This is a genomic window from Paenibacillus tabacirhizosphaerae (assembly GCF_040812395.1).
GTDB lineage: Bacteria > Bacillota > Bacilli > Paenibacillales > NBRC-103111 > Paenibacillus_E.
In genome coordinates this window covers 1-14,747 of record NZ_JBFNXH010000005.1, presented here as the reverse complement: position 1 = coordinate 14,747, position 14,747 = coordinate 1, and the positions used below count along the sequence as shown (strand labels likewise).

Genomic DNA, 14,747 nt, shown 5'->3' with positions numbered 1-14,747 from the left:
CGGGACTGTCCCTTTTTGCCGTTTAATGCGCAGGAGCGAAGCGTCCGACTTGTTTCAAAGTACGCTCAATTTGCTCCAAGGTATCTGTCCCCAGCTCAGCGTCCACAGCTTTCACGTTTTCCACTAAGTCAGTGAAGATTGGCGGTAACGCAGTGGCGTGGTCTTGGTAATTTGGCGAAATACGCGTCCGAACTGGACAAGAGAGCCAAATCCGACCTGCTCGGCAATGGTGATGACTTTGATTTTAGTCGTCATAAGCAGTCTTTGAGCTTCTTGAATACGTACCAGATTGACATATTCAACGAGCGAAAATCCAGTTATTTCTTTGAACATCCGGCTGAGGTACGCCGGACTGATTTCGAAATGCAGCGCAAGCTCCTCCAAGCGGATGATTTCTGCATAATGGGTGTTAATATATCGGACAATCGTCGATATTTTGCGATGCAGCGGGCTCACATGCTCAGGTGAAGTGATGGGATGCACGCGAACGAAGCGAGCCGTAAACAGGAGAAGCTCGACAAGATGATGCCTAAGCGCGAAGATTTGTCCGAGCTGAGGCTCTTTGGCTTCTAAAAGCAATTTGCCCAGTATTTCCTCCACTGCACGCCTTGCAGGCAAATCCAAACGCAGAACGGGAGAACTATGGGTAAAGGCATCCAGCAGAAAGGGAGCGTCGGTCAGAGGCGCTTCCAGAAACAAGTCGCTAAAGTTAATCACGACTCGTGCGTGGCCCTCTTTGCCGGAATCTGAGGTGGCATGCAGCTCCCTCCGATCGATAAGAACCAGATCACCGGGGAGAATGAGATACGAACGGTCGCGGATGAAATACATGCGCTCTCCCTCGTACAGATAGTAAAGCTCATACATTTCATGCATGTGCTGTGTGCGTTCAAAAGAGCCGGAACGGTGAATTTGTTGAATATAAAAGGGCCCTTCCTCTTCATTGCCGAAGGTGACCGTGCGTGACATGGGATCGACTCCTCTGGGTAGGATCTGCATGTATTATATCATTTGTATCCTGTGAAAAATATGAATAGTTTTTGCGGAAAATAGGAATAGATGAAGAGAAAAATCACGAAAATTGCGATATGATGAACGTACAAAAATATAGCAAACGCTTGCAAACCTTGAAGGAGGAAATATTCCCATGAAGCAACTGATAGAAGCCTTACAATCCGGAAATCTGTCCACATTCGCCTCAGACGATGTGACCGTATACGCACCATCCTTAACGAAAGTTGGAAGATCAACCTTGCTTCTAGTAAAAACCACAGCAGGGAAAAAGCTTATAGCCGCAGGTGAAGGCGAAATCTTCGATCAATTAACGGGGGAGATCGTCGAAGGCGGCAAAGTATGTCCGCTATCGCATGAAAATCGACTTGCGCTTAATCAATTCCTGCCATACACAGCTCCGCAGGCTTTCGGTACGAAAGTCGCTACCATGGGTTTGGGAGATCGTCTTGGTATTGCTAGCCCAGGACATATTCAGACGATCCGCGGAAAAGATATTCGCCCCGTACTGGCGCAGCAAAGCATTCGTGAGCTTGCCTTAACAGGGCGGACTTACGAAGATGTGCTGGACGCAGCCGCCTATGCAGTATTTCAAGAAGGATACCGTGACGGTTATGGCGCAGACGGGGATCACTTGAAGAAGGAAGAAGATATCGAGTATGCGCTGCGTTTGGGCTTTACGATGTTAACACTGGATTGCTCGGAGAATATCGACAACACGATTGAAGGGCTGTCCGAAACGGAAATAGCAGTCAAGTACGAACAGCTTCCTGCAAGCTTGCGCGACAGCTATGAGGAACGTTACTTGCAAGCGACTCCTAACGTACCAGGCGCCAGCTTGACGTTCACACGCCAATCTTTGATGAAAGACGTGCTGATTTATGCTGCGGCAATCGATTTCATGGAAGCCATTTTCCGCCGTTATATCACGACGCTTGAGCGTGCAGTCGATTTCGAAATCTCGATCGATGAGACGGCAACTCCGACATCACCGGAGGCGCATTTCCTGGTTGCGAACGAACTGCGCGAGCGCGGCGTTAAGATCTTCAGCATGGCGCCGCGCTTTTGCGGGGAATTCCAGAAGGGGATCGACTACATTGGCGATATTCAGCAGTTTGAGAAGGAGCTTGCCAGCCATGCGGCTATCGCGGTTCATTTTGAATATAAATTAAGCATTCATTCCGGCAGCGACAAATTCAGCGTATTCCCGTTGATCGGACAGTACACGAATGGCTTGTTCCACTTAAAGACCGCGGGTACGAATTGGCTCGAAGCCGTGCGTGTCGTAACGAAAGTGAACCCTTCGTTGTACCGCCGCATGCATCAATATGCGCTGGAGCACTTTGAAGAGGCGACTGCATACTACCATGTAACGACAGATATTAACGCCATCGTTTCTCTATCCAATGTGGCAGATGCGCAATTACCGGAATATATGAACGAGAATAACGCCCGTCAATTGCTGCACATCACATACGGTTTGCTGCTGCAAGCTAAAAATGCGGACGGCAGTAAAACATTCGCGGACGAATTCTTCCAAACACTTTCGGAACAGGAAGATGCCTTCACCGAAGGCTTAAAGCATCACATTGGCAAGCATTTGGAGCTGTTGGGCAAATAAGCAGCACGTGTTGCAAAGAGCCGACCTCGCATTTAGAGGCCGGCTCCCGCGGCTAAAATGCGCTCGGGTTGACAAGATTATGGCTTAGGCAAGGTGATCTATTTGCCAGCCTGGGCATATCGCAGGATCATTCAAACCGGCAGCCTATCGGCAGTAAATCCTGAACGGAGCCCGCTGCGTAGCGGAAAGGCCGCTATGAGAAAAAGGCTATGATCCATGTGTGATCGTAGCCTTCCCGTTTGCATCCTATTGGTTCGTAGGCTCATTGTTCAGATCGTCTTCGCCCGGATAGTCGCGTTTGAGCCCTTCGTGCAGTTCCCGATTTTCATATGAGAACGGGTTCGGTGCGCGCTGGTCTTTCCGCCATGGCGTGCTTTTGCCAAGGGATTCGGTGCCAAGGTCCGTTCCATAGGGACCCTCAGGAAACTCCTCAGGAACCAGATCGTTACGCTGCGATTCAACGGTTTCTAGATCGGTGTAGCCATCCCAATGCTCTTGAATGAAACCTTCGGACTGTGTAAATTCTTGCTCATTTTCATCGTTACTCATGGAAAAAGCCTCCTGTTCCTGTCTGGCAACGCATAAGAAAGCTTTTTCCATTTTCCCCATTACGCGGTTTAAATATCCGTAAAGTGAATAGAGCCGATGACTTGAGACAAGAAGCCGTTCAGCTCTTGCGCTTGTTCCTCTGAAATTTTAAAGGCATATTCCAAATAACCTTCTTCTGCCAAGTCGTCCGGTCCCATAACTGCACTGCGCCCTGTTTGCAGATCAATGACAAGCTTTTTGCCATAATAGCGGGTTGTTGTCATAATGGCAAGATCAAAGCGATGCATCGACTCGCCGCCGATAAAACAAACGAATCGGGTCGTCGTTTCTTCCGAATGGTCGTATAAAAAATCAAAATCTGACATGATGGCCCTCCATTCTCATCTTAGTATGACATTCATTATAACCGAAATGGACTCGGCTACAAAACACAACTTGCGCCTATCTGGCAAACATGGTATGATTTGGGTATTCGAAAAAGGGAAGCACCTTTTCTGCGTACGCGCGGAGGAGGTGCTTTTTTGTTTTTCTGAACTTCATTTTAACCACTGTCAGGAGGAGAAAAGCATGAATGTTGTATTTTTAAACACATTGGAGAAGGGAACGGGGGAAGCTCGGGTTATATCGGCACAAGTATCAATTGGGGAGTCGCAAGGCATTTGGAACGTGTTTTGGAATGAGCCGGATACCGCCGGCAAACTAATCCAGGATCAATGGTACCAGGGCATCAGCTGGGATGAAATGCTAAGCGCATTCCGGCAAGGCCTTCGCGATAAAATGCGAAGCGGGTATCGGCCGCTTGTAAATACGGATTGGGAAACGACCCAAGGGCTTTCAGGCAAAGCCAGGATGACACAACTGCTTACGTATTACTGCGAGGAGTTCCCGAACGAAGAAGTGTTCGAAAGCTTAAGAGTATGGAGGAGGGAGCAGGCTGCGCGCGAGGGGAAAGCACCTTATATTTTGGCGACCAATCGAGTGCTGCGCATGATTTCGGTTTTCCTTCCGCACAGTGTGGAGGAACTGCAGCAAATTCCTGGATTTGGCGCACAAAAGACAGCGATGTACGCTGCGGATGTGCTGGGGCTAACCGCTGAGCATGTGCGAACGTTTGGCTTCCCGCTCGATTGGGTCGCCAGAGTCGTGGACACTGCCAAATTTGAATCTTGGCTGATTGCACAGAAAGAGCAAAAGCTGCGCACAGAGCTTGATCGGGAAGTCAGCAAACGCAAGTTGCTCGAAATCGTAGCGGGCGGAGGCAGCCTGGATGATTTGCAGGTGGCGATAACGATGCCGCGCAGAGAAATTCTGCTATGGGTTGAAGAACTGGAGCGGGAAGGCTACGATATGGACCCGCTTATCGAAACGGAGCTAAGCCCGATCCCGGAAGAAGAGCAGATCAAGGCATGGAGCGCTTTCGAGACGGAGGGCGACCGCTATTTGAAGCCTGTGCTTCAACGTATGACAGCTGCCGAAGAGCTTAAAGGCAAGGAGTTGGACCGTGCCTACGAATGGCTTCGCCTGCTTCGATTGCGTTTCCGCAGGGAGAAAGATAGCATCGCAGTTCAGGCGGCGAGCTAGAGTTGACAGGGGGGTTGTGATTGTGTTTAAATAGTCACTAATCTTCATATCGAATAAAGCGATGACGGATATGGGCGAGCGCCCTGAGTAGGAAATATGCCAATGCTGCAGAGAGCCGGTGGCAGGTGAGAACCGGTGCAAGCATAGATCTGAATTACAGTCCTGAGTTGGAAAAGGGAACATGCCTGCCAAGGCATTAGTAGCTTTCGCCCGGCAATAAGCCGTTAAATTTCTAAGTGAAAGAGAGCAATCTCTTTAATTAGGGTGGTACCGCGAGACAATCTTCTCGTCCCTTTGTGGGGCGTGGAGGTTGTCTTTTTTTTCAAAAAAAGGAGGAAGTCACATGCATACCTGGGAGCAGTTAACCAAAGAGCAGCAAATTGAGGTTGAACGCCAATTTTCGATCATACGCCGAGGCATTGCCGAGATCGTTCCGATAGAAGCTTTGAAACAGAAAATTATCGGGGCCGTTGCGACAGGGCGGCCGCTTAGAGTCAAGCTTGGGCTAGATCCTTCCGCACCGGATATCCATATCGGGCACACCGTAGTATTGCAAAAGCTGCGCCAATTTCAACAATTGGGGCATCAAGTTCAACTCATCATCGGAGATTACACAGGACGAATCGGCGATCCGTCGGGCAAGTCGGAAACGCGCAAACAACTTACGGAGGAAGATGTTCAGAGAAATGCCGAGACGTATCAGAAGCAACTTTACAAAATACTGGATCCGGCCCAAACGAATTTTTATTACAATTCATCCTGGCTCGGTCAGCTCAAATTTGACGACGTTCTGAAGCTAGCCGGCAAAGTGACGGTAGCGAGAATGTTGGAACGAGACGATTTTGCGAAAAGGTACGCGGGCAACCAGCCCATTCATCTTCATGAATTCTTTTACCCGCTTATGCAGGCTTATGATTCCGTTTCCTTGCAAAGTGATATTGAGCTTGGCGGAACGGATCAAACGTTCAACATCTTGATGGGAAGAACACTGCAAGGCGCCTATGAGATGAAAGAAGGGCAAGTCGCCATTCTGATGCCGCTGCTCGAAGGCTTGGATGGCGTTCAGAAAATGAGCAAAAGCTTGCGTAATTATATAGGCATTGATGAGTCGCCGAGTGAAATTTTCGGCAAAACGATGTCCATTCCTGATCACTTGATGCTGAAATATTATGAATTAACCACTCCGATTTCGAATGAGGAGCTCCGGGAACTTCAAGAGGGCCTAGAAGCAGGAACTGTACATCCGAGGGATGCGAAAATGAAGTTGGCAAGTGCATACGTGCGCATGTATCATGGGGAACAGTCAGCGGGAGAAGCGGAGCAGCATTTTGTAACTGTATTCCAGAAGCGGGCTTTGCCGGATGAAATCGAGGCTGCAGAATTGCATCGAGACGTGCTGGAGGATGGGCATATATCCATTATTAAGCTGTTGGTTTCCCTTCAATTGCAAGCTTCCAATGGGGAAGCAAGACGCAGCGTGGAACAGGGCGCAGTTAAATTGAACAAGCAGAAAATAACGGACATTCACACACTAATCACACCGCAAGAAGGCGATATTGTGCAGGTCGGCAAACGCAAATTCGTCCAAATAAAGTTCGTTTAAACAGGAAAGAGGCATCCAATAAGCAGTTACGCCGCTCAGTGGGTGCCTCTTTCATAAGTTTATAGCCATTCTTTTTTCTTAAACAGCCAGTACATCGCAATCCCTAATGCGGCCATGAACGCCAGCACCATTTCATCGCCATGCGGAATGCGTAGTCCTAGAATATTATCGAAATTCATTCCGAATACCCCGGTGATGAACGTCAGCGGCATGAAGATCGTTGTCAGTGCGGTAAACACGCGCATGATCTCATTCGCTCGATTCGCGACACTGGACTGATAAGCTTCTCGTAAGTTGCCCATGAGATCGCGCAGCGTATCGAACGTATCCACGATTTTAACGGCATTCTCGTAAATGTCGCCAAAATATTTCTGCAAGCGATTGTCGATCAATCGCAAATCCTTTTTACCGAGCGTACCGATCACGTCGCGCTGAGGAACGAGCACTTTTTTAAGCCATAGAATTTCGGAACGAAGCCCGATAATTTCATTCAAATGCGACTTTTTAGTCGCCATAAGAATGTCTTCTTCCAGCTTCTCAATCTTGGCCTCGATACGATCGCCGACGGCTACGTAATTATCGACGACAAGATCGACTAGATGGTATAAGAACCGGTCAGCGGTATTAACTTCCTCTTCCCAGAGGAAAGGCTTCAATGCGCGAAGTTCATTAATCTTCTGTCTAGTAACCGTAATGATGACGTGCTTGCCTAAGAAAATGTTTAGAGCGCGCAGGAAAATTTCTTCGTCGTCAAACCGAATGCTATTAATAACGATAAAATAGTGCGAGTCGTAAATTTCAATTTTAGGACGCTGTTCTTCCTCGCTCAAGCAATCCTCTACGGCCAAATCATGGAGATGAAATAAAGGCTGTAAAATTTCTAAATCCTCTACTCCCGCATCTATCCAATAAAAGCCGGTTTCCGGAGGTGTAAGTGCGGCGGTAACGTCCTCGATCAGAGTAAATACGCCGTCTTGTACCCATCGTGTTTTCATCTGTTCCACCCCTTTGAATGGAAGCAGCCCGTTGTGTTCTAAATCGTAAGAAGGCTACGAATGGATAGAAGACCGGCTGCTTCCTAACATATGAAATTGTTTGCTAATCAAGCAGCTTCTACTCCCCGGGTCCCCGTCCATGCGTATGCCCCCCTTTTCCGTCCGTGTCGAATACTTGTCTAGTATAACCCTTCATATTGCGTGTTTCAAGCCGAAAAGTAGGAATGAGAGTCATATTTCGACGTTTAGGATACTGTATGGGAACTAGAGGAGAAGGGTGCTTCCTAGTTTCAGCTATTGCCCAAAATTAAGAGCCGTTGTATGATCAAATTGATGGAAAATGTTAAAAAAGTTTGCGTGCTGCAAAGTTTCTTGTCATTTAAATTTGACTTGTGGGAGAATGAATCGTCATGACGATATTTCGGAATCGTATTCAAGAGCTCCGTTTGAAAAAAGGCGCTTCTCAAGACGAATTGGCGGAATTTTTGGGGAGAAAAAGAGCGACGGTGTCTAATTATGAACTAGGCAAGACGGAGCCGCAGTACGCGGATTTGGTGAAAATTGCCGATTACTTTAATGTAACTATCGATTACTTATTAGGACGGCCTGGTGCGGAAAAGACTTATTTTACTTCGGGTGGGGAGAGTTCAAGCCAAGTGGTTGATCAGGCTTTGTTGACGCAGTTTTTGAAAGATACGGAAGCTTTGCTGCGCGAAAAAGGAAAATTGGATGAAGATAAACTGGTCTATACATTAAAATTCATGGAATTTACATTCCTTGAAGATCTCGAAGCGAGTAAACAAAGTAAAAAATAGTCAAAAAGTACCTAGAAATTTTTTTTTATCCATTTTTTTAATCATTTTTCGTGATATAATTATTTCCAGAATTGTCCTATTTTTGAGGAGTTGATTTGTTTGGATCGTATAGAGGATTTATACAAAGAAATAGGAGAACGTTGCCCGTATAAGTTGGCCAAACATCAAGGTGTTAAACTCACCTATCTGGATGATCTGGGTGAAATTTGCGGACTATACAAACAAACGACGCCCGGCAGGTACCGCATATTTGTGAATGCTAATGTAGATATCGACATGCAGGAGAACGTTGTTCATCTGCTGATCAAGCACCACAATACGGAACTGAAAGGTACAGAACGTCTCATGCTCAAAAAGGACATGCATTTTCTTAAGCACCTAGGAAACGAAATCCGCAAGACCGATACGCTGATCGCGGACATCTTCCTTCAAGGCTTTTTAGGGATTCGCCAGACAAAGAGGCGAGAAATAAATTAAAATACAAATAAACCCTTGGACTCCAAGGGTTTTTATTGTGCCATAGCCAAGTAATCAGCTAGTCCAAAGCGGCTTCTTTCAAAATTTTATGTTTCATTTCCTGATAAGCAGCAGTAATTTCTGAGTCGCCAAGCTGTAACAATTCCTCTTCTGTGCTGGCTCCATAAATTTGGCAAAGCAATGCGATAGCCTCGTCAGCCTGCTTGGAGGTCGGCTTCGAGGATTCAATCCATGCGAAGTACCGATGCAAGGAAGCAAATGCGTCAAAACTGTCTGATGTTTTGATGGACATTGGACAACCCTCTTTCGTTTGAATGGGTATGTTAAATAAATGGGTGATACAATATGTATCTATATTATCACAATTGAAGAAAGTGTACCAGCAATGTTCCACTGGCTTTGAATGAATAATTTGGCTTTATTGTGTACCCGTAGCGTTAAAAATATTCATGGATAAAGTGGTCACGAATCATATTCAAGCAGATCATTAAGCTGGTCGTCGACCCCTTGACATTGCAGCATTTTATAGTAATATTAATTACAACTGAATAAGTCGATCTTATCAAGAGTAGGTGGAGGGACTAGCCCGATGATACCCGGCAACCGACAAACCTTTGCAAAGTCAAAGGAATGCACGGTGCTAATTCTTGCGGAAACGCTGTATGAAGCGAATCTGGGAGATAAGAGTAAGGACATACGTTTGAGTTTCCATGACCTTTCTCTGATTCCAGAGAAGGTCATTTTTGCTTTCACCTAACCCAAAATTTGTGAAAAGGAGTGAACAGGATGCCGATTAAGATTCCTGACAACCTGCCAGCCAAAGAAATTTTAAATCAAGAGAACATCTTCACGATGGACGAATCTGTCGCGTATCACCAAGATATTCGTCCACTTCGTATTGCTTTGTTGAATTTGATGCCAACGAAAGAAACGACGGAGACGCAGTTGCTGCGTTTAATCGGGAATACGCCGCTGCAGGTGGAGTTCGTGCTCCTGCATCCTAAAACTCACACATCCAAAAACACATCCGCTGAGCATCTGGATATGTTCTATAAAACATTTGACGATATAAAAAACGATAAGCTGGACGGCATGATTATTACAGGCGCGCCGGTTGAGCAAATGGAATTTGAAGATGTAAACTATTGGGAAGAATTGACCCAAATTCTCAACTGGAGCAAAGAAAACGTGACGTCCACCTTGCATATCTGCTGGGCTGCTCAAGCTGGTCTTTACCATCATTACGGAGTGCAGAAGTATCCACTTGACGCCAAGATGTTCGGTGTGTTTCCACACACGGTGGACGTGCAGAATACGAAGCTGCTGCGCGGCTTTGACGAGGTTTTCTATGTGCCGCAATCCCGTCATACGGACGTCCGGAGGGAAGACATTGAACGATGTCCGGATTTGGAGGTTTTGTCCGCTTCGGAGGAAGCCGGCGTTTACATTGCTGCGACTCGCGACGGTAAGCACATATTCGTAACCGGCCATTCGGAATACGATGCGTGCTCATTGAAATTGGAATACGATCGCGATGTGAATAAAGGGCTCGATATTGCCGTTCCGAAAAATTATTATCCGAACAACGACCCGACCCGCCAACCTTATAATACGTGGAGAGCGCATGCAAATTTGCTGTTTTCCAACTGGTTGAATTACTATGTGTATCAACAGACGCCCTTTGATCTGAATGCGGTTAACAGCTCCCTGTTCAGCTCACAATTATAATTGAACACGAACCCTTTGAAGGAGGAACTTCCCTTGTTTAAAATCGAAAGCCGTCTCGCCCAAATTGGCTCCATCCAAGAACCCGTAACCGGAGCTGTCAGCTTCCCGGTCTACCAAGCAACTGCATTCCGCCATCCGAAGCTTGGACAGAGCACTGGATTTGATTACGCGCGGACCAAGAGTCCAACCCGTAAAGTGCTCGAAGATGCAATCGCTCAGTTAGAATCGGGAGATGCAGGATTCGCTTGCTCCTCAGGTATGGCGGCTCTGCAAACCATTTTTGCTTACTTCAGCCAAGGCGACCATCTTATCGTTTCCTTGGATTTGTACGGCGGGACTTACCGTCTGCTTGAGAAAATTATGTCCCGTTTTGGCGTGACGGCTACTTATGTAGATACGAATGATCTGGATGGCCTTGAGGCCGCTTACCAGCCTAATACCAAAGGGCTCGTTATTGAGACGCCTACGAACCCGCTTATGATGATTACAGATCTCGAGCTTGTCTGTACATGGGCCCGCTCAAAGGGCATCGTGTCGATCGTCGATAATACGCTGTTGACGCCATTCCTGCAACGCCCTATTGAGCTGGGCGCTGACATCGTTATACACAGCGCCACCAAATACCTCGGCGGCCACAACGATGTGCTTGCCGGTCTTATTGTGACCAAAGGCCAGGAATTGTCTGAACAAATGGCGTTCCTGCACAACTCCATTGGAGCTGTGCTTGGGCCGCAGGATAGCTGGCTGCTCATGAGAGGGATGAAGACGCTTGCGCTGCGCATGGAACGACACGAGTTCAATGCAACAGCGATCGCCAAGTTTCTGCTGGAGCATCCGCTTGTCGATGAAGTGTTTTACCCGGCCTTGGAAACCCATCCGGGGTATGCCATACAGAACAAGCAATCGAGCGGCAATACAGGTATCTTCTCCTTTAAGGTGAAGGATGCCAGACTGGTCGAACCGATTCTGCGTCATATCCAGCTGATTGCTTTCGCTGAGAGTTTAGGCGGCGTCGAATCGCTGATGACGTATCCGGCTGTGCAGACGCACGCAGATATTCCGTTGGAAATTCGCCAGCAAATTGGCGTTGATGATCGCTTATTGCGGTTCTCCGTCGGCATCGAGCACATTGATGATCTGATCGCCGATCTTTCTAATGCACTCAATCAAGCGAAAGCTGAAATCGAAGGAGATGTACGATAAATGACCAGTTCCAAAGACGATAAACGGAAACCGCACGGCAAATTCGCTACAAAACTTATTCATTTTGGCGCGGAAATCGATGAGGCTACTGGCGCTTCCAGCGTGCCTTTGTACCAAGCTTCAACCTTTCATCAATCCGATTTGGAAGTATCTCCGGAGTATGACTATACGCGTTCGGGCAACCCGACCCGCCAGGCTTTGGAAGATTACATTGCTTTGCTGGAAGGCGGCCACCGCGGTTTCGCGTTCGCTTCCGGTATGGCAGCCATTTCATCTGCGCTTATGCTTCTTTCGCAGGGTGACCATGTTATTTGTACCGAGGATGTGTATGGCGGCACCTACCGGCTGCTTACAACAATCATGAATCGTATGGGCATTGAGTCCACATTCGTTGATATGACAGAGATCAATCAGGTGAAAGCGGCCCTGCGTCCCAATACAAGTGCTGTGTTTATTGAAACGCCATCCAATCCGACGCTCAAAATTACGGATATAGGCGAAGTAGCCGCTTGGGCGAAGGAGCATAATTTGCTTACTATGCTGGATAACACGTTTATGACCCCTTACCATCAGCGTCCCATCGAACTCGGCATAGATATCGTCCTGCATAGCGCGACCAAATTCCTCGGAGGCCATAGTGATGTGCTTGCAGGTCTGGCTGTAGTCGCTAATTCGAGCTTGGGACGCCGCATGAAACAAATTCAAAACGGCATGGGCAATGTGCTCGGCATTCAGGATTCATGGCTGCTCATTCGCGGCATGAAGACGTTGCAAGCACGTATGGAAGTATCGGAGAAAAGCGCTCGCAGACTTGCGCAGTGGCTGTCCGAACAACCTGATGTTGATGTTGTTTACTATCCGGGACTTCCGAATCATCCGCGAAGAGAAGTTCACGAGAAGCAGTCGCTTGGCTATGGCGCAGTTGTTTCCTTTGATGTAGGCTCCGGCGAAAAAGCCAAGAAACTAATGAGCAAGGTACGCATACCTTTAGTGGCAGTGAGTTTAGGGGCTGTGGAAAGCATTCTTTCCTATCCTGCTATGATGTCCCATGCTGCTATGCCAAAAGAAGTGCGCCTGGAGCGCGGAATAACAGACGGTCTCGTCCGTTATTCTGTAGGACTTGAGGACATTGAAGATATTATAGAAGATTTGGAACAAGCGCTTAGAAGCTAGACTAGGCTTACCAGTCCTTATACAAACGAAAATATAAACTCAATACCTAGAACCTGGCGGTAATTCTCCGCTGGGTTCTTAACCTTGATGTCTAAGCGATCACCGCTTCCAGAAAGTAGGGAATTGCCGTGACGATGTGAAAGGAATATGGTACGATAGATGGATACAGGCTTTTAGAAAAAAGAAGGAGTGAGTAGTCGTGAAACCAATTGATCGCATCTTACATAAATCACTTTCGGGCGGACGAATTGATGTAGAGGAATGCATCACGCTGTTCGAATCCGATCAAATAGAAAAAATTGGCGATGCCGCCAACCAGATTATGAAAAAATGGCATCCAGATCCGATCACGACTTTCGTGATTGGCAGGAACATTAATTACACGAATATTTGCGATGTGTATTGCAGATTTTGTGCATTTTACCGTGCCCCTGGTTCAGCTGAGGGCTATGTGCTGCCAGATGAGACTATTTTCCAGAAAATTCAAGAAACGCTTGATGTTGACGGTACTGAAATTCTGATGCAGGGCGGAACAAATCCGAATTTACCGTTCAGTTATTATACGAATATTTTGCGTGAAATAAAGAAACGGTTCAATATCACGATGCATTCGTTCTCACCAGCCGAGATTATGAAGATGAAAGACGTTTCGGACGGATTATCGCTCGAAGAAGTCGTTCGGCAATTGCATGAAGCGGGACTGGATTCCCTTCCGGGCGGCGGGGCTGAAATTTTGGATGATCGCACACGACGTAAAATTAGCAAATTGAAGGGCTCATGGCGGGATTGGATGGACGTGATGCAAACCGCACATAAGCTGGGTATGCACACGACCGGTACGATGGTTATCGGTTTCGGCGAGTCGTTTGAAGAGCGCGCGCTTCATATGCTTCGTATCCGTGATGCACAGGACGACGTGCTGCTGCAGAAATTGAATACGCCAGGCTTCCTCGCGTTCATTCCATGGACGTTCCAGCCTGACAACACGAACATGAAAGCGGAGAAAGTGATGCCTGAAGAATATTTGAAGACGTTGGCGATTAGCCGGATTATGCTGGATAATATTCCGAACTTCCAGTCGTCTTGGGTTACGATGGGACCTGAAGTGGGCAAACTTACCCTCAGCTATGGGTGCAACGACTTTGGCAGTACGATGATCGAGGAAAATGTTGTCTCCGCGGCGGGTACGACGCACAAGGTCAACATTGGATCGACACTGCAAATCATCCGTGAAGCAGGCAAAATCCCTGCGCAGCGCAATACGAAATACGAGACGCTGCGTGTGTTCCACGACGATAGCGTTAAAGTGAATAAAGATTTTGTGATGCAAAACTAAGGGGTAAAATCTACTGGTGAAAAGCTATCCGAAAGGGGTAGCTTTTTTTTTGTGTTCTGGTGTTATAATGATTTTAATGGTATAAAATGTAAGTTGAGGAAGGAAGATGTGAATTCCATTGTCATTCATTAGAGGGGGTTATCCTGACATGAGCTGGAACAAGATATTCAAATTTTGGGATACATTATTAATAGCAATTATTATCATTTTTTTATGGTGGATTAACTATTCCGAAAATACTGAAAAAGCACAATTTACAAGTTGGATTTATATCATTGTGTTACTCATATCTTTGACAAGGGCAATCTTTGCTTACCTTACCGATAAATCAATGAATAACCTCATATTGCCTACCAGTTTATTAATTGGAGTTATAGGTATAATATTCAATCAGTTCAGCATCATACTTACCATTATGTCTTATGTTTCTTTGATAGGACTGATAGTCTATGGAATATATATAGGCTATAAACGCTTTATAAGACACGCTACAAAGAAATGATCTTTTACCATACAGACTGTTTGTAATAGAAACTAAAAAAGATGACCTCTGATGAATTCGAGGCCACTGAAGAACTTATGTTTTTTTACGGGCGTCTCGCATAAGTTGCAAAAAAGACATCTACCTCCATTTTTTAGGGGGCGGATGTCTTTT

14 protein-coding genes, 1 riboswitch and 1 other annotated feature are annotated in these 14,747 nt (G+C 46.7%); of the genes, 9 read left to right on the top strand and 5 right to left on the bottom strand.

The annotated features are described in order from the left end of the window. Positions 1-123: 123 nt before the first annotated feature. A complete protein-coding gene (locus tag ABRS97_RS10755; RefSeq protein WP_367813678.1) occupies positions 124-969 on the bottom strand; it encodes an AraC family transcriptional regulator in 846 nt (281 codons plus the stop codon). Between the two features lie 178 nt (positions 970-1,147). Between ABRS97_RS10755 and ABRS97_RS10750 the strand changes: the two genes are divergently transcribed. Next, entirely contained in the window at positions 1,148-2,632 is a 1,485-nt protein-coding gene (locus tag ABRS97_RS10750) for a tagaturonate epimerase family protein (protein ID WP_367813676.1), read from the top strand. 246 nt (positions 2,633-2,878) lie between these two features. Here ABRS97_RS10750 and ABRS97_RS10745 read toward each other — a convergent pair whose 3' ends face one another. Together ABRS97_RS10745 and ABRS97_RS10740 are read right to left on the bottom strand one after the other, a co-directional pair. Further along, positions 2,879-3,181 carry a hypothetical protein gene (locus ABRS97_RS10745; protein ID WP_367813674.1) on the bottom strand — a complete coding sequence of 101 codons (303 nt, stop codon included), beginning with the start codon at positions 3,179-3,181 and terminating at the stop codon, positions 2,879-2,881. A 68-nt stretch (positions 3,182-3,249) separates the two neighbouring features. Further along, complete coding sequence (locus tag ABRS97_RS10740) at positions 3,250-3,546, bottom strand: DUF3055 domain-containing protein (protein ID WP_367813672.1); 297 nt, start codon at positions 3,544-3,546, stop codon at positions 3,250-3,252. A gap of 202 nt (positions 3,547-3,748) precedes the next feature. Between ABRS97_RS10740 and ABRS97_RS10735 the strand changes: the two genes are divergently transcribed. Further along, positions 3,749-4,762: an HRDC domain-containing protein gene (locus ABRS97_RS10735; protein ID WP_367813670.1), complete on the top strand. Its 1,014-nt coding sequence runs from the start codon at positions 3,749-3,751 to the stop codon at positions 4,760-4,762. Positions 4,763-4,830: 68 nt separating this feature from the next. Next, positions 4,831-5,059: a binding site (T-box leader), on the top strand. A gap of 46 nt (positions 5,060-5,105) precedes the next feature. Further along, a complete protein-coding gene (tyrS, locus tag ABRS97_RS10730) occupies positions 5,106-6,365 on the top strand; it encodes a tyrosine--tRNA ligase (RefSeq protein WP_367813668.1) in 1,260 nt (419 codons plus the stop codon). A 59-nt stretch (positions 6,366-6,424) separates the two neighbouring features. On the opposite strand, the gene corA is transcribed toward tyrS, so the two are convergent. Next, positions 6,425-7,360, bottom strand: coding sequence for a magnesium/cobalt transporter CorA (gene corA, locus ABRS97_RS10725; RefSeq protein WP_367813667.1), 936 nt, complete (start codon positions 7,358-7,360; stop codon positions 6,425-6,427). 410 nt (positions 7,361-7,770) lie between these two features. Between corA and ABRS97_RS10720 the strand changes: the two genes are divergently transcribed. Beyond that, entirely contained in the window at positions 7,771-8,175 is a 405-nt protein-coding gene (locus ABRS97_RS10720; protein ID WP_367813665.1) for a helix-turn-helix domain-containing protein, read from the top strand. 99 nt (positions 8,176-8,274) lie between these two features. Further along, a complete protein-coding gene (locus ABRS97_RS10715; protein WP_367813663.1) occupies positions 8,275-8,652 on the top strand; it encodes a hypothetical protein in 378 nt (125 codons plus the stop codon). A 58-nt stretch (positions 8,653-8,710) separates the two neighbouring features. Here ABRS97_RS10715 and ABRS97_RS10710 read toward each other — a convergent pair whose 3' ends face one another. Beyond that, on the bottom strand, positions 8,711-8,944 hold the full coding sequence (locus ABRS97_RS10710; RefSeq protein ID WP_367813661.1) for a hypothetical protein: 234 nt from the start codon (positions 8,942-8,944) through the stop codon (positions 8,711-8,713). Positions 8,945-9,208: 264 nt separating this feature from the next. Next, positions 9,209-9,339, top strand: a riboswitch (SAM riboswitch). Between the two features lie 99 nt (positions 9,340-9,438). Here ABRS97_RS10710 and metA point away from each other — a divergent pair. The 4 genes from metA (at position 9,439) to mqnC (ending at position 14,092) form a co-directional block, all read left to right on the top strand. Beyond that, positions 9,439-10,380, top strand: coding sequence for a homoserine O-acetyltransferase MetA (gene metA / locus ABRS97_RS10705; protein WP_367813659.1), 942 nt, complete (start codon positions 9,439-9,441; stop codon positions 10,378-10,380). 33 nt (positions 10,381-10,413) lie between these two features. Then, positions 10,414-11,583: an aminotransferase class I/II-fold pyridoxal phosphate-dependent enzyme gene (locus ABRS97_RS10700; protein ID WP_483312442.1), complete on the top strand. Its 1,170-nt coding sequence runs from the start codon at positions 10,414-10,416 to the stop codon at positions 11,581-11,583. Further along, on the top strand, positions 11,584-12,756 hold the full coding sequence (locus tag ABRS97_RS10695) for a trans-sulfuration enzyme family protein (RefSeq protein WP_367813655.1): 1,173 nt from the start codon (positions 11,584-11,586) through the stop codon (positions 12,754-12,756). Positions 12,757-12,955: 199 nt separating this feature from the next. Further along, positions 12,956-14,092, top strand: a complete 1,137-nt coding sequence (gene mqnC, locus ABRS97_RS10690; RefSeq protein WP_367813654.1) for a cyclic dehypoxanthinyl futalosine synthase — start codon at positions 12,956-12,958, stop codon at positions 14,090-14,092. The last annotated feature ends 655 nt before the right edge of the window (positions 14,093-14,747 follow it).